The 16,603-nt window shown below is 61.2% G+C and carries 21 protein-coding genes; 11 read left to right on the forward strand and 10 right to left on the reverse strand.

The window, feature by feature from the left end; all coding sequences use genetic code 11:
* Together EV665_RS30530 and EV665_RS30535 are read left to right on the forward strand one after the other, a co-directional pair.
* Nucleotides 1–384: SOS response-associated peptidase family protein (locus EV665_RS30530; protein WP_133037044.1), on the forward strand; the 384-nt coding region annotated here is incomplete at its 5' end.
* Entirely contained in the window at nt 384–641 is a 258-nt protein-coding gene (locus EV665_RS30535) for a hypothetical protein (RefSeq protein WP_133037045.1), read from the forward strand. The genes EV665_RS30530 and EV665_RS30535, both read left to right, overlap by 1 nt.
* A gap of 116 nt (nt 642–757) precedes the next feature.
* Here EV665_RS30535 and EV665_RS30540 read toward each other — a convergent pair whose 3' ends face one another.
* A complete protein-coding gene (locus EV665_RS30540) occupies nt 758–1,009 on the reverse strand; it encodes a hypothetical protein (RefSeq protein ID WP_210234709.1) in 252 nt (83 codons plus the stop codon).
* A gap of 135 nt (nt 1,010–1,144) precedes the next feature.
* Here EV665_RS30540 and xth point away from each other — a divergent pair, with 135 nt between their 5' ends.
* Nucleotides 1,145–1,927: an exodeoxyribonuclease III gene (xth, locus tag EV665_RS30545; protein WP_133037046.1), complete on the forward strand. Its 783-nt coding sequence runs from the start codon at nt 1,145–1,147 to the stop codon at nt 1,925–1,927.
* Nucleotides 1,928–1,929: 2 nt separating this feature from the next.
* Here the strand turns inward: xth and EV665_RS30550 are convergent, their stop codons facing one another.
* Nucleotides 1,930–2,811 (reverse strand): hypothetical protein, encoded by an 882-nt coding sequence (locus EV665_RS30550; protein ID WP_133037047.1) that lies wholly within the window; start codon nt 2,809–2,811, stop codon nt 1,930–1,932.
* Between the two features lie 199 nt (nt 2,812–3,010).
* Here EV665_RS30550 and ku (EV665_RS30555) point away from each other — a divergent pair, with 199 nt between their 5' ends.
* From ku (EV665_RS30555) to EV665_RS30575, 5 genes are all read left to right on the forward strand, one after another.
* Nucleotides 3,011–3,916 (forward strand): non-homologous end joining protein Ku, encoded by a 906-nt coding sequence (gene ku, locus EV665_RS30555; RefSeq protein ID WP_133037048.1) that lies wholly within the window; start codon nt 3,011–3,013, stop codon nt 3,914–3,916.
* An 11-nt stretch (nt 3,917–3,927) separates the two neighbouring features.
* A complete protein-coding gene (gene ku, locus EV665_RS30560; RefSeq protein WP_133037049.1) occupies nt 3,928–4,740 on the forward strand; it encodes a non-homologous end joining protein Ku in 813 nt (270 codons plus the stop codon).
* Between the two features lie 216 nt (nt 4,741–4,956).
* Nucleotides 4,957–5,484 carry a DUF4142 domain-containing protein gene (locus EV665_RS30565; RefSeq protein ID WP_133037050.1) on the forward strand — a complete coding sequence of 176 codons (528 nt, stop codon included), beginning with the start codon at nt 4,957–4,959 and terminating at the stop codon, nt 5,482–5,484.
* Between the two features lie 38 nt (nt 5,485–5,522).
* Nucleotides 5,523–5,747 (forward strand): hypothetical protein, encoded by a 225-nt coding sequence (locus tag EV665_RS30570; protein WP_133037051.1) that lies wholly within the window; start codon nt 5,523–5,525, stop codon nt 5,745–5,747.
* A gap of 194 nt (nt 5,748–5,941) precedes the next feature.
* On the forward strand, nt 5,942–6,316 hold the full coding sequence (locus EV665_RS30575) for a GFA family protein (protein ID WP_133037052.1): 375 nt from the start codon (nt 5,942–5,944) through the stop codon (nt 6,314–6,316).
* 57 nt (nt 6,317–6,373) lie between these two features.
* Here EV665_RS30575 and EV665_RS30580 read toward each other — a convergent pair whose 3' ends face one another.
* The 4 genes from EV665_RS30580 to EV665_RS30595 all read right to left on the reverse strand — a co-directional run bounded on the left by EV665_RS30580 (nt 6,374) and on the right by EV665_RS30595 (nt 10,618).
* Nucleotides 6,374–7,690: an Nramp family divalent metal transporter gene (locus tag EV665_RS30580; protein ID WP_133037053.1), complete on the reverse strand. Its 1,317-nt coding sequence runs from the start codon at nt 7,688–7,690 to the stop codon at nt 6,374–6,376.
* A gap of 88 nt (nt 7,691–7,778) precedes the next feature.
* Nucleotides 7,779–9,584, reverse strand: coding sequence for a malto-oligosyltrehalose trehalohydrolase (gene treZ / locus EV665_RS30585; RefSeq protein ID WP_133037054.1), 1,806 nt, complete (start codon nt 9,582–9,584; stop codon nt 7,779–7,781).
* Entirely contained in the window at nt 9,581–10,354 is a 774-nt protein-coding gene (locus EV665_RS30590; RefSeq protein ID WP_133037055.1) for an SDR family oxidoreductase, read from the reverse strand. The genes treZ and EV665_RS30590 overlap by 4 nt, the downstream gene beginning before the upstream one ends.
* Nucleotides 10,355–10,357: 3 nt before the next feature.
* Nucleotides 10,358–10,618 (reverse strand): hypothetical protein, encoded by a 261-nt coding sequence (locus tag EV665_RS30595; RefSeq protein WP_133037056.1) that lies wholly within the window; start codon nt 10,616–10,618, stop codon nt 10,358–10,360.
* Between the two features lie 153 nt (nt 10,619–10,771).
* On the opposite strand from EV665_RS30595, the gene katE reads away from it, so the two are divergent.
* The 3 genes from katE (at nt 10,772) to EV665_RS30610 (ending at nt 14,209) form a co-directional block, all read left to right on the forward strand.
* A complete protein-coding gene (gene katE / locus EV665_RS30600; RefSeq protein WP_133037057.1) occupies nt 10,772–12,934 on the forward strand; it encodes a catalase in 2,163 nt (720 codons plus the stop codon).
* Between the two features lie 114 nt (nt 12,935–13,048).
* The gene (locus EV665_RS30605; RefSeq protein ID WP_133037058.1) at nt 13,049–13,549 is read left to right on the forward strand and encodes a YciE/YciF ferroxidase family protein; all 501 of its coding nucleotides are present in this window, start codon (nt 13,049–13,051) and stop codon (nt 13,547–13,549) included.
* Between the two features lie 78 nt (nt 13,550–13,627).
* Complete coding sequence (locus EV665_RS30610; protein ID WP_380689103.1) at nt 13,628–14,209, forward strand: cysteine hydrolase family protein; 582 nt, start codon at nt 13,628–13,630, stop codon at nt 14,207–14,209.
* 20 nt (nt 14,210–14,229) lie between these two features.
* On the opposite strand, the gene EV665_RS30615 is transcribed toward EV665_RS30610, so the two are convergent.
* From EV665_RS30615 to EV665_RS30630, 4 genes are read right to left on the reverse strand one after another with little or no spacing between them, the layout of a single operon-like run.
* On the reverse strand, nt 14,230–14,637 hold the full coding sequence (locus EV665_RS30615) for an HD domain-containing protein (RefSeq protein WP_133037059.1): 408 nt from the start codon (nt 14,635–14,637) through the stop codon (nt 14,230–14,232).
* Nucleotides 14,638–14,641: 4 nt separating this feature from the next.
* On the reverse strand, nt 14,642–14,875 hold the full coding sequence (locus EV665_RS30620; protein ID WP_133037060.1) for a DUF2934 domain-containing protein: 234 nt from the start codon (nt 14,873–14,875) through the stop codon (nt 14,642–14,644).
* Between the two features lie 46 nt (nt 14,876–14,921).
* On the reverse strand, nt 14,922–16,091 hold the full coding sequence (locus EV665_RS30625) for a zinc-dependent alcohol dehydrogenase (RefSeq protein ID WP_133037061.1): 1,170 nt from the start codon (nt 16,089–16,091) through the stop codon (nt 14,922–14,924).
* A 13-nt stretch (nt 16,092–16,104) separates the two neighbouring features.
* Nucleotides 16,105–16,503: a YbhB/YbcL family Raf kinase inhibitor-like protein gene (locus tag EV665_RS30630; protein ID WP_245507886.1), complete on the reverse strand. Its 399-nt coding sequence runs from the start codon at nt 16,501–16,503 to the stop codon at nt 16,105–16,107.
* Nucleotides 16,504–16,603: the final 100 nt, after the last annotated feature.

Here is a 16,603-nt window from a genome sequence, read left to right on the forward strand (position 1 = left end):
GGACCGAGCAAGAAGCCGGTCTACAATTTCCGGTCGGAGGGTCGCGAGTTCGCCTCGAACCGGGCTTTGATCCTCAGTGATGGGTTCTATGAATTCACGGATCCGACCGAGAAAGGGAAGAAGCGCAAGGACAAATGGCTGTTTCGGAAGGTCGGGGAGCCGGTCTTCGCCATTGCCGGCATTTGGCGCGAGACGGAGGAGGTCGGCGAGGCCTTCACCATGCTCACGATGGAACCCGGTCCCGATATCGCACCCTACCACGACCGCCAGATCGTCATCCTCGAGCGCGAGGCATGGGCGGATTGGCTAGATCCCTCCGTTTCCGCCAAGACGCTGATCAAGCCGCTGCCGGCCGGCTCCCTGTCCGCGGAGCAGGTGGGCTGATGCGCTTCTCCTTCCCGCATAGTCACGCCTTTCCCGGCGGCGAGGTCCGCGTCGAAGATGCGGAGGCTGCGGAAGGGATGTGCGTGGTCGAGTTCGGCGACGGGATCGCCATGATCGGAGAATGGCATCCGGACGGCGACGACATCCACCTTTCGGTCCCGGCCTATCGCACGGCCCGCAGCACGGATGTCGAGGCTCGCCGGTGGCGGCTGGTCAAGGACAAGGCGGGATCCTGGCGTTCGCGGCGATCCGTGTGACCGTACCCTGCGGCGGCCCCTTCCCGAAATGACGAAGGGCGCTCGACCCTTTCGGGGAGCGCCCTTCTGACCCGGACGACTGCGAACGCGCGACGGATATCGTCGCTGCAGGCAGGTCATCGATGACGGGCAGTGAGCGATAGATGGGGAAAGGCATCCGGGAAATCAAGGCCGTCGGGATTGCCGGTCGCCTGCAGCGGCGCATCGAGGCACGCATCGCAGATACCGCAGCCGTCATCGTCCATCGCCTGACCTGCCTGCCCGCAACAGATGCAGGCAGCCGCAGCGCGGGCAGCGTGGTCGCACCTGTGCGGCAGCAGGATCTCGGCCGCGGCGTCAAAAAGGGTATCGATGGGAATTGTCTTCATCGCGGTCGTCTCCAACGATCTTGAGCACAGATAGGAGCGCTCAAAATCTTTGCAATGGTAGGGCAAAGGCGCGGGGAACCTTTGAATTTCCGGGACGGTTTTCTCTCGAACCATCGGCACATCCGGAGCAGCTTCGTGAAACTCGCCACCTATAACGTCAACGGCATCAACGGCCGGCTTCCCGTCCTCCTGCGATGGATGGAGGAAGACGCGCCCGACATCGTCTGCCTGCAGGAACTTAAATCGCCGGACGAGCGCTTTCCCCGGCGCGAACTCCAGCATGCAGGCTACGAGGCCGTCTGGCATGGGCAGAAAAGCTGGAACGGTGTCGCGATCCTCGCCAGGGGCGCAACCCCCATCCTGACGCGCCGCGGCCTGCCCGGCGATCCCGACGACAGCCACAGCCGCTATATCGAGGCCGCCGTCGACGGCATCCTGGTCGGCTGCCTCTATCTTCCGAACGGCAACCCGGCCCCCGGCGCGAAGTTCGACTATAAACTGCGCTGGTTCCAGCGCCTCCAGGCCTATGCCGCCGAGTTGATCGCGCTCGACGTACCCGCCCTGCTGGTCGGCGACTACAATGTCATGCCCACGGACCTCGATGTCTATGCGCCGGAGCGTTGGCGTGACGATGCGCTGTTTCGTCCGGAGGTCAGGAAAGCCTATGCCGATCTCGTCGCCCAAGGCTGGACCGACGCCATCCGCCATCTGCATCCGACCAAACGCATCTACACCTTCTGGAAATACTGGCGGAATTCCTTCGAGCGCGATGCGGGCCTGCGCATCGACCATCTTCTGCTCAGTCCCACCGTGGCGCCTTGGTTGACGTCTGCCAGCGTTCGCCGCGGGCCGCGAAGCTGGGACCACACCAGCGACCACGCACCGGTTATGATCGAGATCGAACCGCCTGCGGATTGAGGTCAGGCCGGCGCTTGGTGCGTCGCCCGGCGCTCGCGCGCCCTCGCGGTTCGCCTTGCCACGCGCAACTCGTCGAGGGTCGGCAGCCACCAGCCGCGCCGGCGCTCGTCATTGCCGGGTTCAGTTCGCGAGGGCCAGGTCTGCACCAATTCATCCAGCGACGGCATTCGCCATGATCCCCAGACATGATCGTCGGCGATGCCGGGATAGAGGTCGGCAATCTCTTCACGCTCGACCAGCTCGCCGGTGACGTCGGCTACGACGATAATTCCGTAGGCCGTCGTCGCAATCGGTCGATCCGGCGGGGGCAGATCGTCGGCTGGAAGCGGGATGCGCCGGCGCTTGCGTTCGGCCGCCCGCAGGCGAGAGGTCCTCTCCTGGTCCGTCCCTTTACGCGCCTCGGCGCGCTTGCGCCTTTCTTCAGGCTCGCACCGCTGCGCTTCCGTCTCGATGACCTGCCAGCGATCGACGAGATTCTCATAGGAGGCGAAAGGCACCCGCCAGACCTTGTTGTCGCCGTCCCAACGGGCGAAGGGCACCTGGCGGATTTCCTCGACTAGCTTGCGCGAATAGGGCGTCTTGATGCGAAACCCTTGCCTGTCGACGCCAAGATAGGGGCTGAGGATCGGCTCGAACTCGAAGGCATCCCTACCCTTCGCATCGGCATACGGATCGACACGGGACTCTTCCCTTGCCATCCAGCGATCGATGCGCCGCCACGCGGTCTTTCCAGGGACGAGCCACGCCTTCCGCCGGTCGCTCCAGTGGGCGCGTGGAAAGGTTTCGCGAAACCGCTGCACCGTCATCCGGTCGAACGGAAACGAGACGGCGGCGCGCTCGTCGTCCTCCATGGCGTCGTGGCCAATGTCGTCACCGTCGACCATCCCATTGTCTTTCAGTTGCGATTCTTAAGAAACGCACGCCAACTCGAAAAGATGCAGCGAATCAAAGGCATGATCGAGACTCGCAAAAGGAGAGGCGAAGATCGCTTAAGTCATTGATTTCCGATTCTTTTCGACTCGGAACAAATTCGCAAGTGATTCGCTTGACTCGCTTTGGTTGCGTCGAGTCGGGAGTATCGAGATGGCCGGTCATCGTGCCCAGTGGAAGGGTTTCATCAAGTTCGGCGAGGTCAGTTGTGGCGTCGGCCTCTATACGGCGGCGAGCACGTCAGAGCGCATCTCGTTTCACACCATCAACAAAAAGACCGGCAATCGCGTCAACCGCGTCTTTGTCGACAGCGATACAGGCAAGGAGGTCGAGCGCGAGGACCAGACCAAGGGCTTCGAGATCGAGAACGGCCAGTACATCATGATCGATCCGGAGGAGGTGGCCGCTACCATTCCGGACAGCGACAAGACGCTGACCATCGAGGCATTCATTCCCTGCTCCGATGTCGACGACGTCTATTTCGACAAGCCCTACTATCTCGTGCCAACCGACCGGGTTTCGTCAGACGCCTTCACCGCGCTGCGTGATGCGATGGAAAAATCGAAGGTCGCCGCGGTCGCGCGCACCGTCCTGTTTCGGCGCATGCGCACCGTGCTGATCCGCACCCATGGCAAGGGCCTGATCGCTACCACGATGCAGTACGACTACGAGGTCCGCTCCTCCGAGAAGGCCTTCGACGAGATACCGAAGCTTCGCATCAAGGGTGAGATGCTGGATCTCGCCAAGCACATCATCGCCACCAAGAAAGGAACCTTCGATCCCGCCGCGTTCGACGATCGCTACGAGACGGCGGTCGCCGAGCTGGTGAAGGCGAAAATCGAAGGCAAGGCCCCGCCGAAGCGCAAGGCGGTCAAGGTCTCCAGACCGGACGATCTGCTGGCCGCGCTGCGCGAAAGCGCAAAGATGCTGAAGGCCAGCGACGACAAGCCGAAGCGCGCCGCTGCCAATGCCAACAAAGGCGCCGGGCGCAAGCCCGCGGCGCGTGCAACGGCATCGAAGGCGCGCGGCTCGACAGCAACACAGCGTAAAGCCGGTTGAGGAGAACGATCATGGCGCCGCGCCCATACTGGAAAGGCTATCTGAAGCTCTCCCTCGTCACCTGCCCCGTCTCCATGTCACCGGCGACCTCGGAGAGCGAGAAGGTCCGCTTCCACACCTTGAACAGGGAGACGGGGAACCGGGTCGTCTCGCAATATGTCGATGCCGTCACGCGCAAGCCGGTGAAGGATGAGGACGAGGTCAAGGGCTATGCCCGTGGCGAGAACGACTATGTCCTGCTCACCGACGACGAACTGGACGCCGTCGCGCTCGACACCGTCAAGACCATCGATATCGACAAGTTCGTCCCGCGCGACAGCATAGAGTGGATCTACCTCGAAAAGCCGCATTATCTCGTGCCGGACGATCCCGTCGGTCATGAAGCCTTCGCCGTCATTCGCGACGCCATGGCTTCCGATGGGGTATTCGGCGTCTCACGGCTCGTCATCGGCCGGCGCGAGCGCGCTGTCGTGCTCGAACCGCGCGGCGAGGGCATCGTGCTCTGGACGCTACGCTTCGGCGACGAGGTGCGGCCGGAGGAATCCTACTTCGAGGATATCGACAACAAATCGGACCCCGACCTCATCCCGCTCGTCCAGAAATTCATCAAGCAGCACACCAAGACCTGGTCGGCGGATATGGTCTCCGACCCTGTGCAGGAAGCTCTGCTGGACATTATCGCGAAAAAGAAGAAGGCTCTGAAACCCTCGAAAAAGGGCAAGGCCAAGGATGATGGCGCGGCCACCGAGAGCAATGTCATCGACATCATGGACGCGTTGCGCAAGAGCCTGGCCGCCGGTGGAAAAGGCAAGCGCGCCTCCTGATTTTTTCATGCCCACGTATGATGGACCTCCATGGAGGTGAAGCGCCATCGGCCATCCCTTGCTCGGCTCCGGCACAGCGCTGGTTCGGCGTGCCTTCGTCGCCGGCGCTTGGAGCAACCGCAGACGAGGCGCAGAGCATCGAACTATAGGCTCCTTCTGGGGAGGCGCACGGAACAACCGGCCTGCTGCGAGGTTCAGCACCAAAGGAGACCCGCCATGAAAACGATACCCGCTACTCTCGCCTTGTTCCTGATCTCGTCCGCCGCCTTCGCCCAATCGACCGCCGAAACGACAGGCGTCAACTCCGCCTTGAGCATTCCTCCCAAAACAGAGGATTTCGTAAAGGAGGTCTCGATGAGCGATATCTTCGAGATCGAGTCGAGCAAGCTCGCACTGCAGAAGGGTAACGCCGCGACGAAGGCCTTCGCGCAGCAAATGATTGACGCTCATGAGAAGACGACGAGAGAACTGAAGGGCCTGATCGACGGCGGCAAGGTGACTGCGCCTGCGGCCACAGGCATGTCCGACGCGCAGAAGAAATCGTTTGACGAGCTCAAGGATCTCTCGGGCAAGGAGTTCGACGATGCTTATCAGGACGATCAGGAAGATGCCCATGAGAACGCCGTCGATGTCTTCAAGCGTTATGCTTCGGAAGGTGAAAACGCCGATCTGAAGGCATGGGCGGCAAAGACGCTTCCGGCCCTCGAACACCACCTGAAGATGGCCGAAGATCTGGACGACTAGCCCGCGCCATTCCCCGCTGGTTTATGGAGGAAATTCCAATGAAGTTGCACAGATCCGCAAAAGGGTCGACGGACCCCAGGCGCGACGCCGCCGGCCAGTTCGCCCCTTCGCAGGCCGACCGGTCCGCAGATGGCGTCGCAAGCGCGAAGCCGACGGTCGTCACCGGCTCCGAGGATGCCACCGCGCACCGCGATCCCCCTGGCAAGAAGCACGAGAAGGACTGGGACGTCGGTTTCGACGAACGCCAACCCGACCGGTCGTGAAGGGAGACAACCATGACCAAGACGAGTAAAAATCCGGAAGTCGAACACCCAGGCCGTGAGCGGCCACGCCGAACAGGCGGCGAGGAGGTCTCAGACCCACATCCCGGCAGCGTGTCGGACGGCACCCACCCCGAAGCCTCCGAGACGAAGCTACCGCGCGGCACAGATGACCGCCACACAGATAGGCAACCGAAATGACGCTCCTCACCGGATCGTGTCTTTGCGGACAGGTACGAATAACAGTGCGGGGCGCCCCCGACCGGGTCGGTATCTGCCATTGCACCGATTGCCGGCAGGAGAGTGGCTCGGCCTTCACGTTTTTCGGGATGTGGCCTGCTGGACAATTCGAACATATGGGCGAGACCACCAGCTTTTCCGGCCGGTGCTTTTGCGCTCATTGCGGCGCGCGTGTCTTCTCTCTCGACACGCGCGAAGCAGAGGTCAAGCTCGGCATCTTGTCCGATGCGCCGACGCTCCTCACTCCCACCTACGAACTGTGGATCAAGCGCCGCGAACCATGGCTTCGGCCTGTCGAAGGCGCCGAGCAATATCAAGAAGACAGGCCGTAGCGCTGACGGTTCTTTCAATTAGCCGGAGCCCATCCGACCATCCCGGTCATTGTGGCGTTACCGATAGATTAGCATCGCCGCCGCCGCGACCCCCATCACAGCCGTCGCCATCCATCCCGTAAAGACAAGCACCGGGCGGGCGATGAACTGCCTCATGCGCGCGTGGCGGCTGACGACCATCATCATGCCAACCATGATCGGGACCGCGACGAAGCCATTGATGACAGCACTCCAGAAGAGCGCGCGGATGGGATCAATGGGAAGGAACTCGATCGCTAGCCCGACCACCGTGGCTATGGCGATCACGCCGTAGAAGCCGATTGCCTCCTTGGGCCGGCTTTCGAGGCTGCAGGCCCAGCCGAAGCACTCCGACGCGGCATAGGCGGCCGAGCCAGCGAGCACCGGAATGGAAAGCATGCCGGTTCCAATGATTCCGATGCTGAACAGCGCGAAGGCGAAGTTTCCGGCGACGGGCTTCAGGGCCTCGGCCACATCGGCAGCAGTCCCGATATGTGTTTTTCCGCTCGCGTGTAGGGTCGCGGCCGTGCTCATAATGATGGCAATGGCGACCAGGTTGGAAATCGCCATGCCGGCGAAGGTATCGATGCGGATTCGTTTCAGTTCCCGCTTTGCCTGGCGCGGCGCCTCCCGCAGCGGGTAGGCCTCATCCTTGCCGTCGATCTCCTCCACCTCCTGGCTGGTCTGCCAGAAAAACAGGTAGGGACTGATTGTCGTGCCGAGGATCGCGACGATAACCGTGAATGTCTTGCCGTTCAGCTCAAGCGAAGGCAAGACGAAGCCCTTGGCTGCCTCCAGCCAGTCTATCTCCACGACGAAGAGCACGGCGACATAGGAAAGCACCACCATAGTCAGCCACTTCAGGTAGGAGGCGTAGCGATGATAGGGCACGAACATCTGCAAACCGAGCGACACGATCGCAAAGAGGATCGTTACCGGCATGCTCGGAAGCCCTGTCGCGAGTTCCGCCGACGCGCCCATCGCGGAAAGGTTGGCGCCGATATTGATCGCGTTGGCGACGAACAGCAGGCCGACAAGGAGAAGCACCATTGAGCGTGGCCAGATCGTCCGCAGGTTGGCGGCCAGCCCACAGCCGGTGACCCGGCCGATCCGGCCGCTGATCATCTGGATAGCCGACATCAGCGGATAGGTCAGCAGCATCAGCCAGAGCAGATTGAAGCCGAACTGCGCGCCGGCCTGCGAATAGGTCGCGATCCCCGAGGGATCGTCGTCCGCTGCGCCGGTGATCAGCCCCGGCCCGAGCTGTTTCAGGATGGCGAGTTCTGATCCGCCGTCGCGCAGAGCATCTCCTTCCTCCGATGGATCGCCAGGCGATTTAGGTGCTGTGTTCGTCATCGATCGCAAACTCCCGCAGGGCGCACGTCCTCAGTGGAGCGCTGGCACACGAACCGGGCTGCCGCTGCGAAGTTCCATCGCAACACCGTCATGGTCCGGCTTCATTATTCATGTTCGCCGGATATCGAATGAATAGGCGCGTTGACCAGGCGGGAAGAGTATCCCGCTCCTCGTCCGGGCAGCTCGCATAAACGAGATCTCCGAGGTCTCCACCAAGGTCGCGAGGCTCGTCGGAGGCATTTGCCCGCAGCTGGAGCAGCCCTCCATTCAGCCGCCAGTCGACGAAGAGTTCCGTGTCGGTCTCCGATAAGATGGTCCCCGCGTAGCCTTGGGCATTTGCGAGCAATGGGACAACGAACCGACGGCGGATATCGAGAAGAAGGGTCATGAATGCATGCCAGTCCTCACGCTCTGGCACGTCCAGATTTGACCTGTCGAGCTTCGAGCTTGTGAAGGTGGTCCAATCGTTCGGATCCACGATACCCTCCGGCCCTGCCCCGGTGGGATAACCTCCAAAATTCTCCGCCTCCTTGAAGCGGTTCCGGTGGATGTCGGCGGCCAGATCTCCGCTATAGTCGGCAAAGAACCGAAACGGACGGTCGCTGAGATGTTCGTCGCCCATGAATACCAGGGGAATCTGCGGCGCCAGGAAAAGTATTTCGGTCAGGAGGCGATGGATCTTCGGATCGAGTGACGCGTGTAGTCGGTCTCCCAACGCCCTGTTGCCGACCTGATCGTGATTTTGAAGAAAGTGTACGAAGGCTGTTGGCGCCAGGGATGCAGGGTGCGGCAAGACTGAACCGACCGTGGCTTTGCCTTGGTTCAGATAGCCCTCCGTCAGCGCTTGCTTGATCTGCCGCCAAGGCCGCTCCTTGTAGGGTGCATAGTGGCCGTCGGCTTCCCCGGTCACAGCAACGTGCACGGCGTGGTGAAATTCGTCGTTCCAGTCCGCCGCAAACAGGCGATGACCGTTTTCATTTGCCGCGAGCAAATCGCCGCCATTGCTGGGGTTTTCGACAACGAGATGCACATGACGATCGGTAAACGCCGCATGCACCGTGTCGGAGATTTCCTGCAGAATGTGTGGCGTACCAACATCGACAATCTCGTCCACGGCATCAAGCCGAAGCCCGTCGAACCGATATTCCTGCAACCAGTGAAGAACGTTTCCGATGAAGTAAGATCGTACCGCCGGTTCGTCGAATGCAATCCGGGATCCCCACGGTGTGGGATTCTCGCTATGGAAGAAGCCGGGCGCATAGTGCGGCAGGAAGTTTCCTTCTGGTCCGAAATGGTTGTAGACCACATCGAGGAAGACCATCAGCCCGCTCTTATGGGCAGCGTCAACGAAGCACCGCAGATCCTCCGGCGTGCCATAGGCGTTGTGCGGTGCAAATTGGAAGACACCGTCGTAACCCCAACCCCAGCGGCCGGGAAACTGAGCGATCGGCATCAGTTCGATCGCGGTGAAGCCGATCTCCGCAAGTCCGGGCAAGTGCTCGATGGCCGCGGTATAGGTTCCCTCCCGCGTGAACGTGCCGACATGGAGTTCATAGAACACGGCCTCTTCCCACGGGCGTCCGCGCCAACCGGTTTGTTTCCACGCAAAACGGTCGGGTGCGCACAGCAACGAGGGGCCATCGACACCCAGCGGCTGAAAGCGGGAGGCTGGATCGGGCACGCGCCTACCATCGGAAAGCACATAGCAGTAGAGCGCGCCGACAGGCTGATGGTCGAGACGGACCGCGAACCAACCTTCATCCTGCCGCTTCATCGCCACCTGGCGGCCGTCGATGTCCAGCTTCAAAGAGGATTCGGCCGGCGCCCAAAGCCGGAACACCGTCGAGCTGTCCTTGCAGAAATGCGGCCCCCAGCCACCACCGACGGGCATCATCGCAGCAACCCCTGACCGCCGTCGACGAAGACCGGACAGCCTGTCATATGCGATGCCTCGGCGCTGAGCAGAAAACGGATGACCTTGGCGGCGTCGATTGCCTGGCCCGGCGTGCCATCGGTCAAGGGAATGCTGCCCTGCGGCCAAATGACAGGCACTTCCGTTTCCGCGCGGTTGCGGATTTCCGAGCCGGCGACAATGTTTGTGTCGATCGCTCCCGGGCAGACGACATTGACGCGGATGCGATGTTTTCCAAGCTCAAGGGCGAGCTGCTGCGCCATGGCCACCTGCGCTGCCTTGGACGCGCCGTAGGCGGTCGCACCGGGATTGGTGAAGGTGCGGACCCCGTTGATCGACGATACGATGACAATTGTGCCGCCTCCGGCCCTCTTTAGCAGCGGAACCGCCGTGTGAAGCGTCAGGTAGGTGCCGCGAAGATTGATGCAGATCGTCTCGTCCCATTCGGAGGGCATTAGATCCTCGATCGGTGCCCAGACGCCATTGATACCGGCGTTCGCCACGACCGCGTCCAGGCGGCCGAAATGGTCTTGTGTCCTTTGGACTATCCCGCCGACGTCAGATTCATCAGAAACGTCACCGGCAATAGCGATTGCCTCGGCGTCGGCCATCAGAGCCGCCCGCGTTTCGGAGAGGCCATCTTCGTCACGGTCGAAGAGCACCAGCCGATGCCCTGTTGCCGCAAGAAGTTCCGCCGTGGCCCGGCCTATTCCAGAACCGGCCCCGGTGATCACCGTAACGGGAGCCCCCATAGGTTAGCTCCGCGGCTCAGACATGAAGCCAGTGTTCTCAGCGGCTTCCTCATTTACGGTCTCGTCTTCGATATCGCCCTGCTGTGGTGGATCGGAATCGAAAGCGGTGAGCTGGACCATGATTTCCTTGGCGCGCGTGACTGCGGCATCTTCAGGCACATCATGCGCAACCATGCAGACCGATACCTTCTCGCCGCCCTCCCCGACGAACTCAACCGTCATCGTGACTTCTCCGCTGTGAACATTCGTTTCGATGAGTTGCATGATGACCTCCTGTCAGGATGGTCAAAACAGCGCCCGAGACACGAAGTTCCCGTACGATTGCGGACGGAGCAGATCGCCGAAGACTAAGAATGTTTCGGCGTACGGAACCTTTCGCGGCGGTTGTTGTTGGCCATCGCAAACAGGGAGCGCACCATGGCCAAGAACACATCCTCGAAACCCGCATCAGCGAAATCCTCGAAATCCACGGCGACCACGGCGCAGGTCCACGATCAGAAGATGGCGCGTGGCAATGGCGGCGAGCTGCACCAGGTTGCCGAGGGCGAAACGCCCGTTCTGACGACCGCGCAGGGCGGTCCTGTCGCAGATGACCAGAACTCGCTCCGCGTCGGCGCGCGAGGGCCGCTGCTGGTCGACGACTTCCATTTCCGCGAGAAAATCTTCCACTTCGACCACGAGCGAATTCCAGAGCGGGTCGTGCATGCGCGCGGGTACGGAGCGCACGGCTTCTTCGAGACCTATGAATCGCTTGCCGCCTATACGAGGGCGGATCTTTTTCAGCGCGCCGGCGAGAAGACGCCGGCTTTCGTCCGCTTTTCCACCGTCGCCGGCAACAAGGGCTCCTTCGATCTCGCCCGCGACGTCCGCGGCTTTGCCGTCAAGCTCTATACGCAGGAAGGCAACTGGGATCTCGTCGGCAACAACATCCCGGTCTTCTTCATCCAGGACGCCATCAAGTTCCCCGACATGGTGCATGCGGTGAAGCAAGAACCCGATCGCGCCTTCCCGCAGGCCCAGAGCGCGCATGACAATTTCTGGGACTTCATCAGCCTGACACCGGAAAGCATGCACATGATCATGTGGGTCATGTCGGACCGGGCCATTCCCCGCTCCTTCCGCTTCATGGAAGGATTCGGCGTGCACACCTTCCGCCTGGTCAACGCGAAGGGTGAATCCACCTTCGTCAAATTCCACTGGAAACCCAAGCTCGGCCTGCAATCCGTCGCCTGGAATGAGGCCGTGAAGATCAACGGCGCCGATCCCGATTATCATCGCCGCGACCTGTGGAATGCGATTCAGTCGGGCAACTTCCCCGAATGGGAGCTCTGTCTGCAGCTGTTCGATCAGGACTTTGCCGACAGTTTCGACTTCGACATCCTCGACCCTACCAAGATCATCCCCGAGGAGGTCCTGCCGGTGAAACCGGTCGGCCGCCTCGTCCTCGATCGCATGCCGGAGAATTTCTTTGCCGAGACGGAGCAGGTCGCGTTCATGACCCAGAACGTACCGCCCGGTATCGATTTTTCCAACGATCCGCTGTTGCAGGGGCGGAACTTCTCCTACCTCGATACGCAGCTCAAGCGCCTTGGCAGCCCGAACTTCACGCATATTCCGATCAACGCACCCAAATGCCCCTTCCATCACTTCCAGCAGGACGGGCATATGGCCATGCGCAACCCCGTCGGCCGTGCCAACTATCAGCCCAACTCCTGGGGGGAGGGACCGCGGGAATCGCCGTCGGCCGGTTTTCCGCATTTCCCTGCGGAAGAGCAGGGCCAGAAGGTGAGGCTGCGCCCCGAAAGCTTTGCCGACCACTACAGCCAGGCACGCCAGTTCTACATCAGCCAGACGCCGGCCGAGCAGCGGCACATCGCGGCCGCGCTGACCTTTGAGCTCAGCAAGGTCGAAACACCCGTGATCCGTGAGCGCGTCGTCTCGCATCTGATGAATATCGACGAGACCCTCGCCAACACCGTCGCCGAGAAACTCGGCTTCCAGTCCATGCCGAAACCCGCCGATGCCGCAATGCCGACACGGCAGGACCTGGAGGCTTCGCCTGCGCTCAGCATTGTGGAACGAGGACCCAAACGCTTCGAGGGACGCAAGCTTGGCATCCTCATCACGGACGGCGTCGATATCGACCTTCTGACCGGCCTGCAGGACGCCATCGCGGCGGAGAAGGCAGAGGTCGCCCTGATCGCTCCGAAGGTCGGTGGCGTGACGGCGTCCGATGGTTCATGGGTGCCGGCGCAGTTCATGATCGACGGCGGTCCTTCCGTGCTTTTCGACGCGGTCGCGCTCCTGCCGGCCAAGGCGGCGATGGATGATCTTCTTCAAGAAGCGACCGCGCGGGACTTCGTCGCCGATGCCTTCCAGCATTGCAAGTTCATCGGCCATGTCGCCGATGCCTTCCCGCTTCTGGAGAGGGCCGGGATCGCCGACAAGCTCGATCAAGGCGTGATGGAATTGCCTGGTGAAGACGGGCTCTCGGCATTCGTCGCGGAGCTCGGCAAGCTGCGCCTTTGGGCACGCGAGCCATCCGTCAAGCTCGGCAAAGCATCCGTTCCGCCCGCTTAGCGGACGGTTTGTTTTACCGCATGTGCGGGGAACAAAGGCCCGAAAGACTGGTTGAATCCCCGCGCGATCGCGCCCTCCATTTTCGGCTAAAGTTCACAACGACAGGAGACATCGATGCCCACCAAGACAATGGAAGACCTTTTCCTCGACGGTATCAAGGATATCTACTACGCCGAGCGCAAGATCATTGCCGGCCTCAAGAAGATGATCCGCGGCGCCGAGGCGCAGGACCTGAAGGCGGCATTCGACAAACATCTGCAGGAAACCGAGGGACAGGTCGAGCGGCTCGTGCAGGTGTTCGAGCTTCTCGGCAAGCCGGCGCGCGGCAAGACCTGCCCGGCCATCGACGGCATTCTCGAAGAGGGGCAGGAGATCCTCGAGGAATTCAAGGGCTCGCCCGCGCTCGATGCAGGCCTTCTCGCCGCCGCTCAGGCCGTCGAGCACTACGAAATCGCGCGCTACGGCACCTTGAAGTCCTGGGCCATGCAGCTTGGCAAGAACGACGTCGCCAAGCTTCTCGACCAGACGCTCGCCGAGGAAACCAAGACCGATCAGGCCCTGACCCAGCTTGCGGAGGCGAAGGTCAACCGCGAAGGCAAGACCAAGGCTGCATGAGCCGGAACGGGCGGAGAACAGTTCTCCGCCCGTCCTTACAGTGCGAAAGACGCCCTGACCGATGCCATGGGAGTGGAAATGTACGGCGAGTGGCGACATATCTGCGTAGATATGCAGCGCATGTTCGCTGAAGACACGCCCTGGAAAGTCACCTGGATGGAGCGGGTCTCGTCGCAGGTGCTGGAAGTCGCCAGCAACTATGCGGACCGCACGATCTTCTCCCGCTTCCTGCCACCCGCGCGTCCCATCAATGCCACAGGCATGTGGCGCGCCTATTATGAGAAGTGGTGGATGATGACCGCCGAGCATCTACCGGCCGAGATGTATGGCCTACTCCTCGAACTTGCCGCATTCACGCCGCCCGCGATCGTCTTCGACAAGCGGACCTATTCTCCCTGGATCGACGGACGGCTAAACGCGTTTCTGAGGGGACAGGACGTCGAAACGCTGGTCATTACCGGTGGCGAGACCGATGTCTGCGTCCTTGCAACGGCCCTCGGTGCCATCGATCTGAGCTACCGCGCCATGATCTTGACAGATGCCGTCTGCAGCGGCACGGATGAAACACACGACGCATCATTGAAACTGATCGAAAGCCGGTTTACTGCCCAGATGGACGCCATGTCGACGGAGGCATTTTTGTCGTCGGTTTCCGGGTAGCGGTCAGCACAACAAGGCTTTTACAGTTCCGCGACAATACGAAGGGCATTCAGGTATTTCTCACCATCCTCGCCGATCGTCTGCACCTGCGAGAGATTGTCTTCCAGATCCGCCCGTTTCACAGGGTTGGCGACAGGATTTGAAGCGGCCCGGCGAACAAATGTCTCCCACTCCTCGTCCGCTCGCCGGGTCATCGCGTCCACCGCGCCGACGATGTCGGGAGGAAAGCCCTCCTCCCGCAGCCGATCCAACGTCCATCCTTTGCCCTTCTCGACCACGTCATGCAGATAGGCGACGACTTTTCCGGTTTCGTCTGCAACGGCTGCAGCAACGCGACGGCAGTGCTCAAAATAGGATCGTCCAATCTTATCAGACTGGCCTTCGTGTGCCGACTGGGCAACCAGGATCGCGTGATCGAGGTGGTTCACGGACTCACGGTCCTTCAGTGCTTTTGATTTTCTTGCGCGCTGGCTCATTTCCGGTCGAAATCTCCACGACCGGTGTCTCCGCAGCGACGTTCGCTCCGCCAGCTCCCTCATTCGAAGCCTCGAACTCCGCTTCCGCCATTGACCAATGGCGCAAATCCTCACCTGCGGGGGCTCCTTCCTCTTCCCAGATCCAGTAGGCGCGCCGACGAATTTCTTCCTGTCGATCTATAGCTGTCATCGTCTTCTCCTCGCTTTGTTTTCGGCTGCTCGTCGCGTCCTCGCCCCTACGGCTTGAGCACGACCTTGATGCAGCCATCCTTCTTGTCTCGAAATGTCTTGTAGAGCTCGGGGCCATCTTCCAGTCCGGCCCGATGGGTGATGACGAAGGACGGATCGATGTCGCCCCGTTCGATACGCTCCAGCAGGATTGGCAGATAGTGTTGCACGGGCGTTTGCGCCATGCGGAAGGTCAGGCCGCGATTGATCGCCGAGCCCATCGGGATCTTATCGACGAAACCGCCATAGACGCCGACGATCGAGACGGTACCGAAGTTGCGGCAGCAATGAATGGCCTGGCGCAGCACATGCGGCCGGTCCGTTCCCATGAACGTGGCGACTTTCACCCGGTCGATAATCGCGTCGAATCCAGACATGGTGTCTGGCTCCGTGCCGACCGCATCGATACAGGCATCCGCTCCGCGGCCGGCGGTCAGGTCCATGATGCGGTCGTAGATGTCCTCATCTCGGAAATCGAGCACGAGCGCACCACTCGTCTCGGCCAGTGTCTTGCGTTCCGGCACGGTATCGATGGCGATTACCCGCTCGGCGCCTAGAAGGAAGGCGCTCTTGATCGCCATCTGCCCGACTGGGCCGCAGCCCCAGACCGCAATCGTATCGCCCGGTTTGATATCGCAAAATTCAGCGGCCATGTATCCGGTGGGAAAGATGTCGGAGAGGAAGAGAACCTGTTCGTCGGTCAGGCTGTCCGGCACCTTGATGGGGCCGACGTCCGCATAGGGCACGCGCATATACTCCGCCTGTCCGCCGCTGAACCCGCCAAGGAGGTGAGAGTAGCCAAAAAGCCCCGCTGGGGAGTTGCCCCAGAGCTTCGCCGCCTTCTTGCGGCTTGGGTTCGAGCGCTCACAGCCGGAGAAATGTCCGCGCTTGCAGAAGAAGCATTCGCCGCAGGCGATGGTGAAGGGCACGACGACACGGTCACCGACCTTCAGGGCCTTGTTGTCCGATCCGACTTCGACGACCTCGCCCATCGTTTCATGACCGACGATGTCGCCATGTTCCATGCCGGGGATGACGCCATCGAAGATGTGGAGATCAGACCCGCAGATCGCGCATGCCGTCACCTTTATGATGGCGTCACGCCCGTTCTCGATCTTCGGATCGGGAACGCTTTCACAGCGAATATCGCTTTTGCCGTGCCAGGTAAGTGCTTTCATCGCTCTATCCTTCTTAGTTCGCTGCTGCTTTGCGCTCGAAGGTACCGACGATCTCTCCTTTCGAGAGAACATGGCTACTCATTGCCTTGAGGACGTCCTCGCGCGTCGCGCCCGGGTCGATGCCGAGGGTGTCGACATCGAGAGCGAATACCTGAAAATGGTAGTGGTGCGCGGGATCGCCGACCGGCGGCTTCGGGCCGGTATAACCGATCGATCCCATGCTGTTTGCGCCCTGCTTCAGACCTTTGGGGTACTGAAGGATAGGTGTTCCGGGCAGGCCTTCGCGAAGCTTCGTGGTGTCAGCAGGAATGTCATAAGCCACCCAATGCGTGAACGGTTTCGGTTTGTCCGCATCGGGATCATCGACGACGACGACGTAGGATTTCGCTTCCTTGGGCCCCTCCCACTCCAGCGCTGGCGAGTGTCAACGGCGGAGTAAAAACCGGCCACGGGGCGGAGCAAAAGTCGGCCACTGCGGCGCCGGCCTGAGACCGCCGGGAGGGCTTAAGCCC

The organism is Shinella granuli (assembly GCF_004341885.1).
GTDB lineage: Bacteria > Pseudomonadota > Alphaproteobacteria > Rhizobiales > Rhizobiaceae > Shinella > Shinella granuli.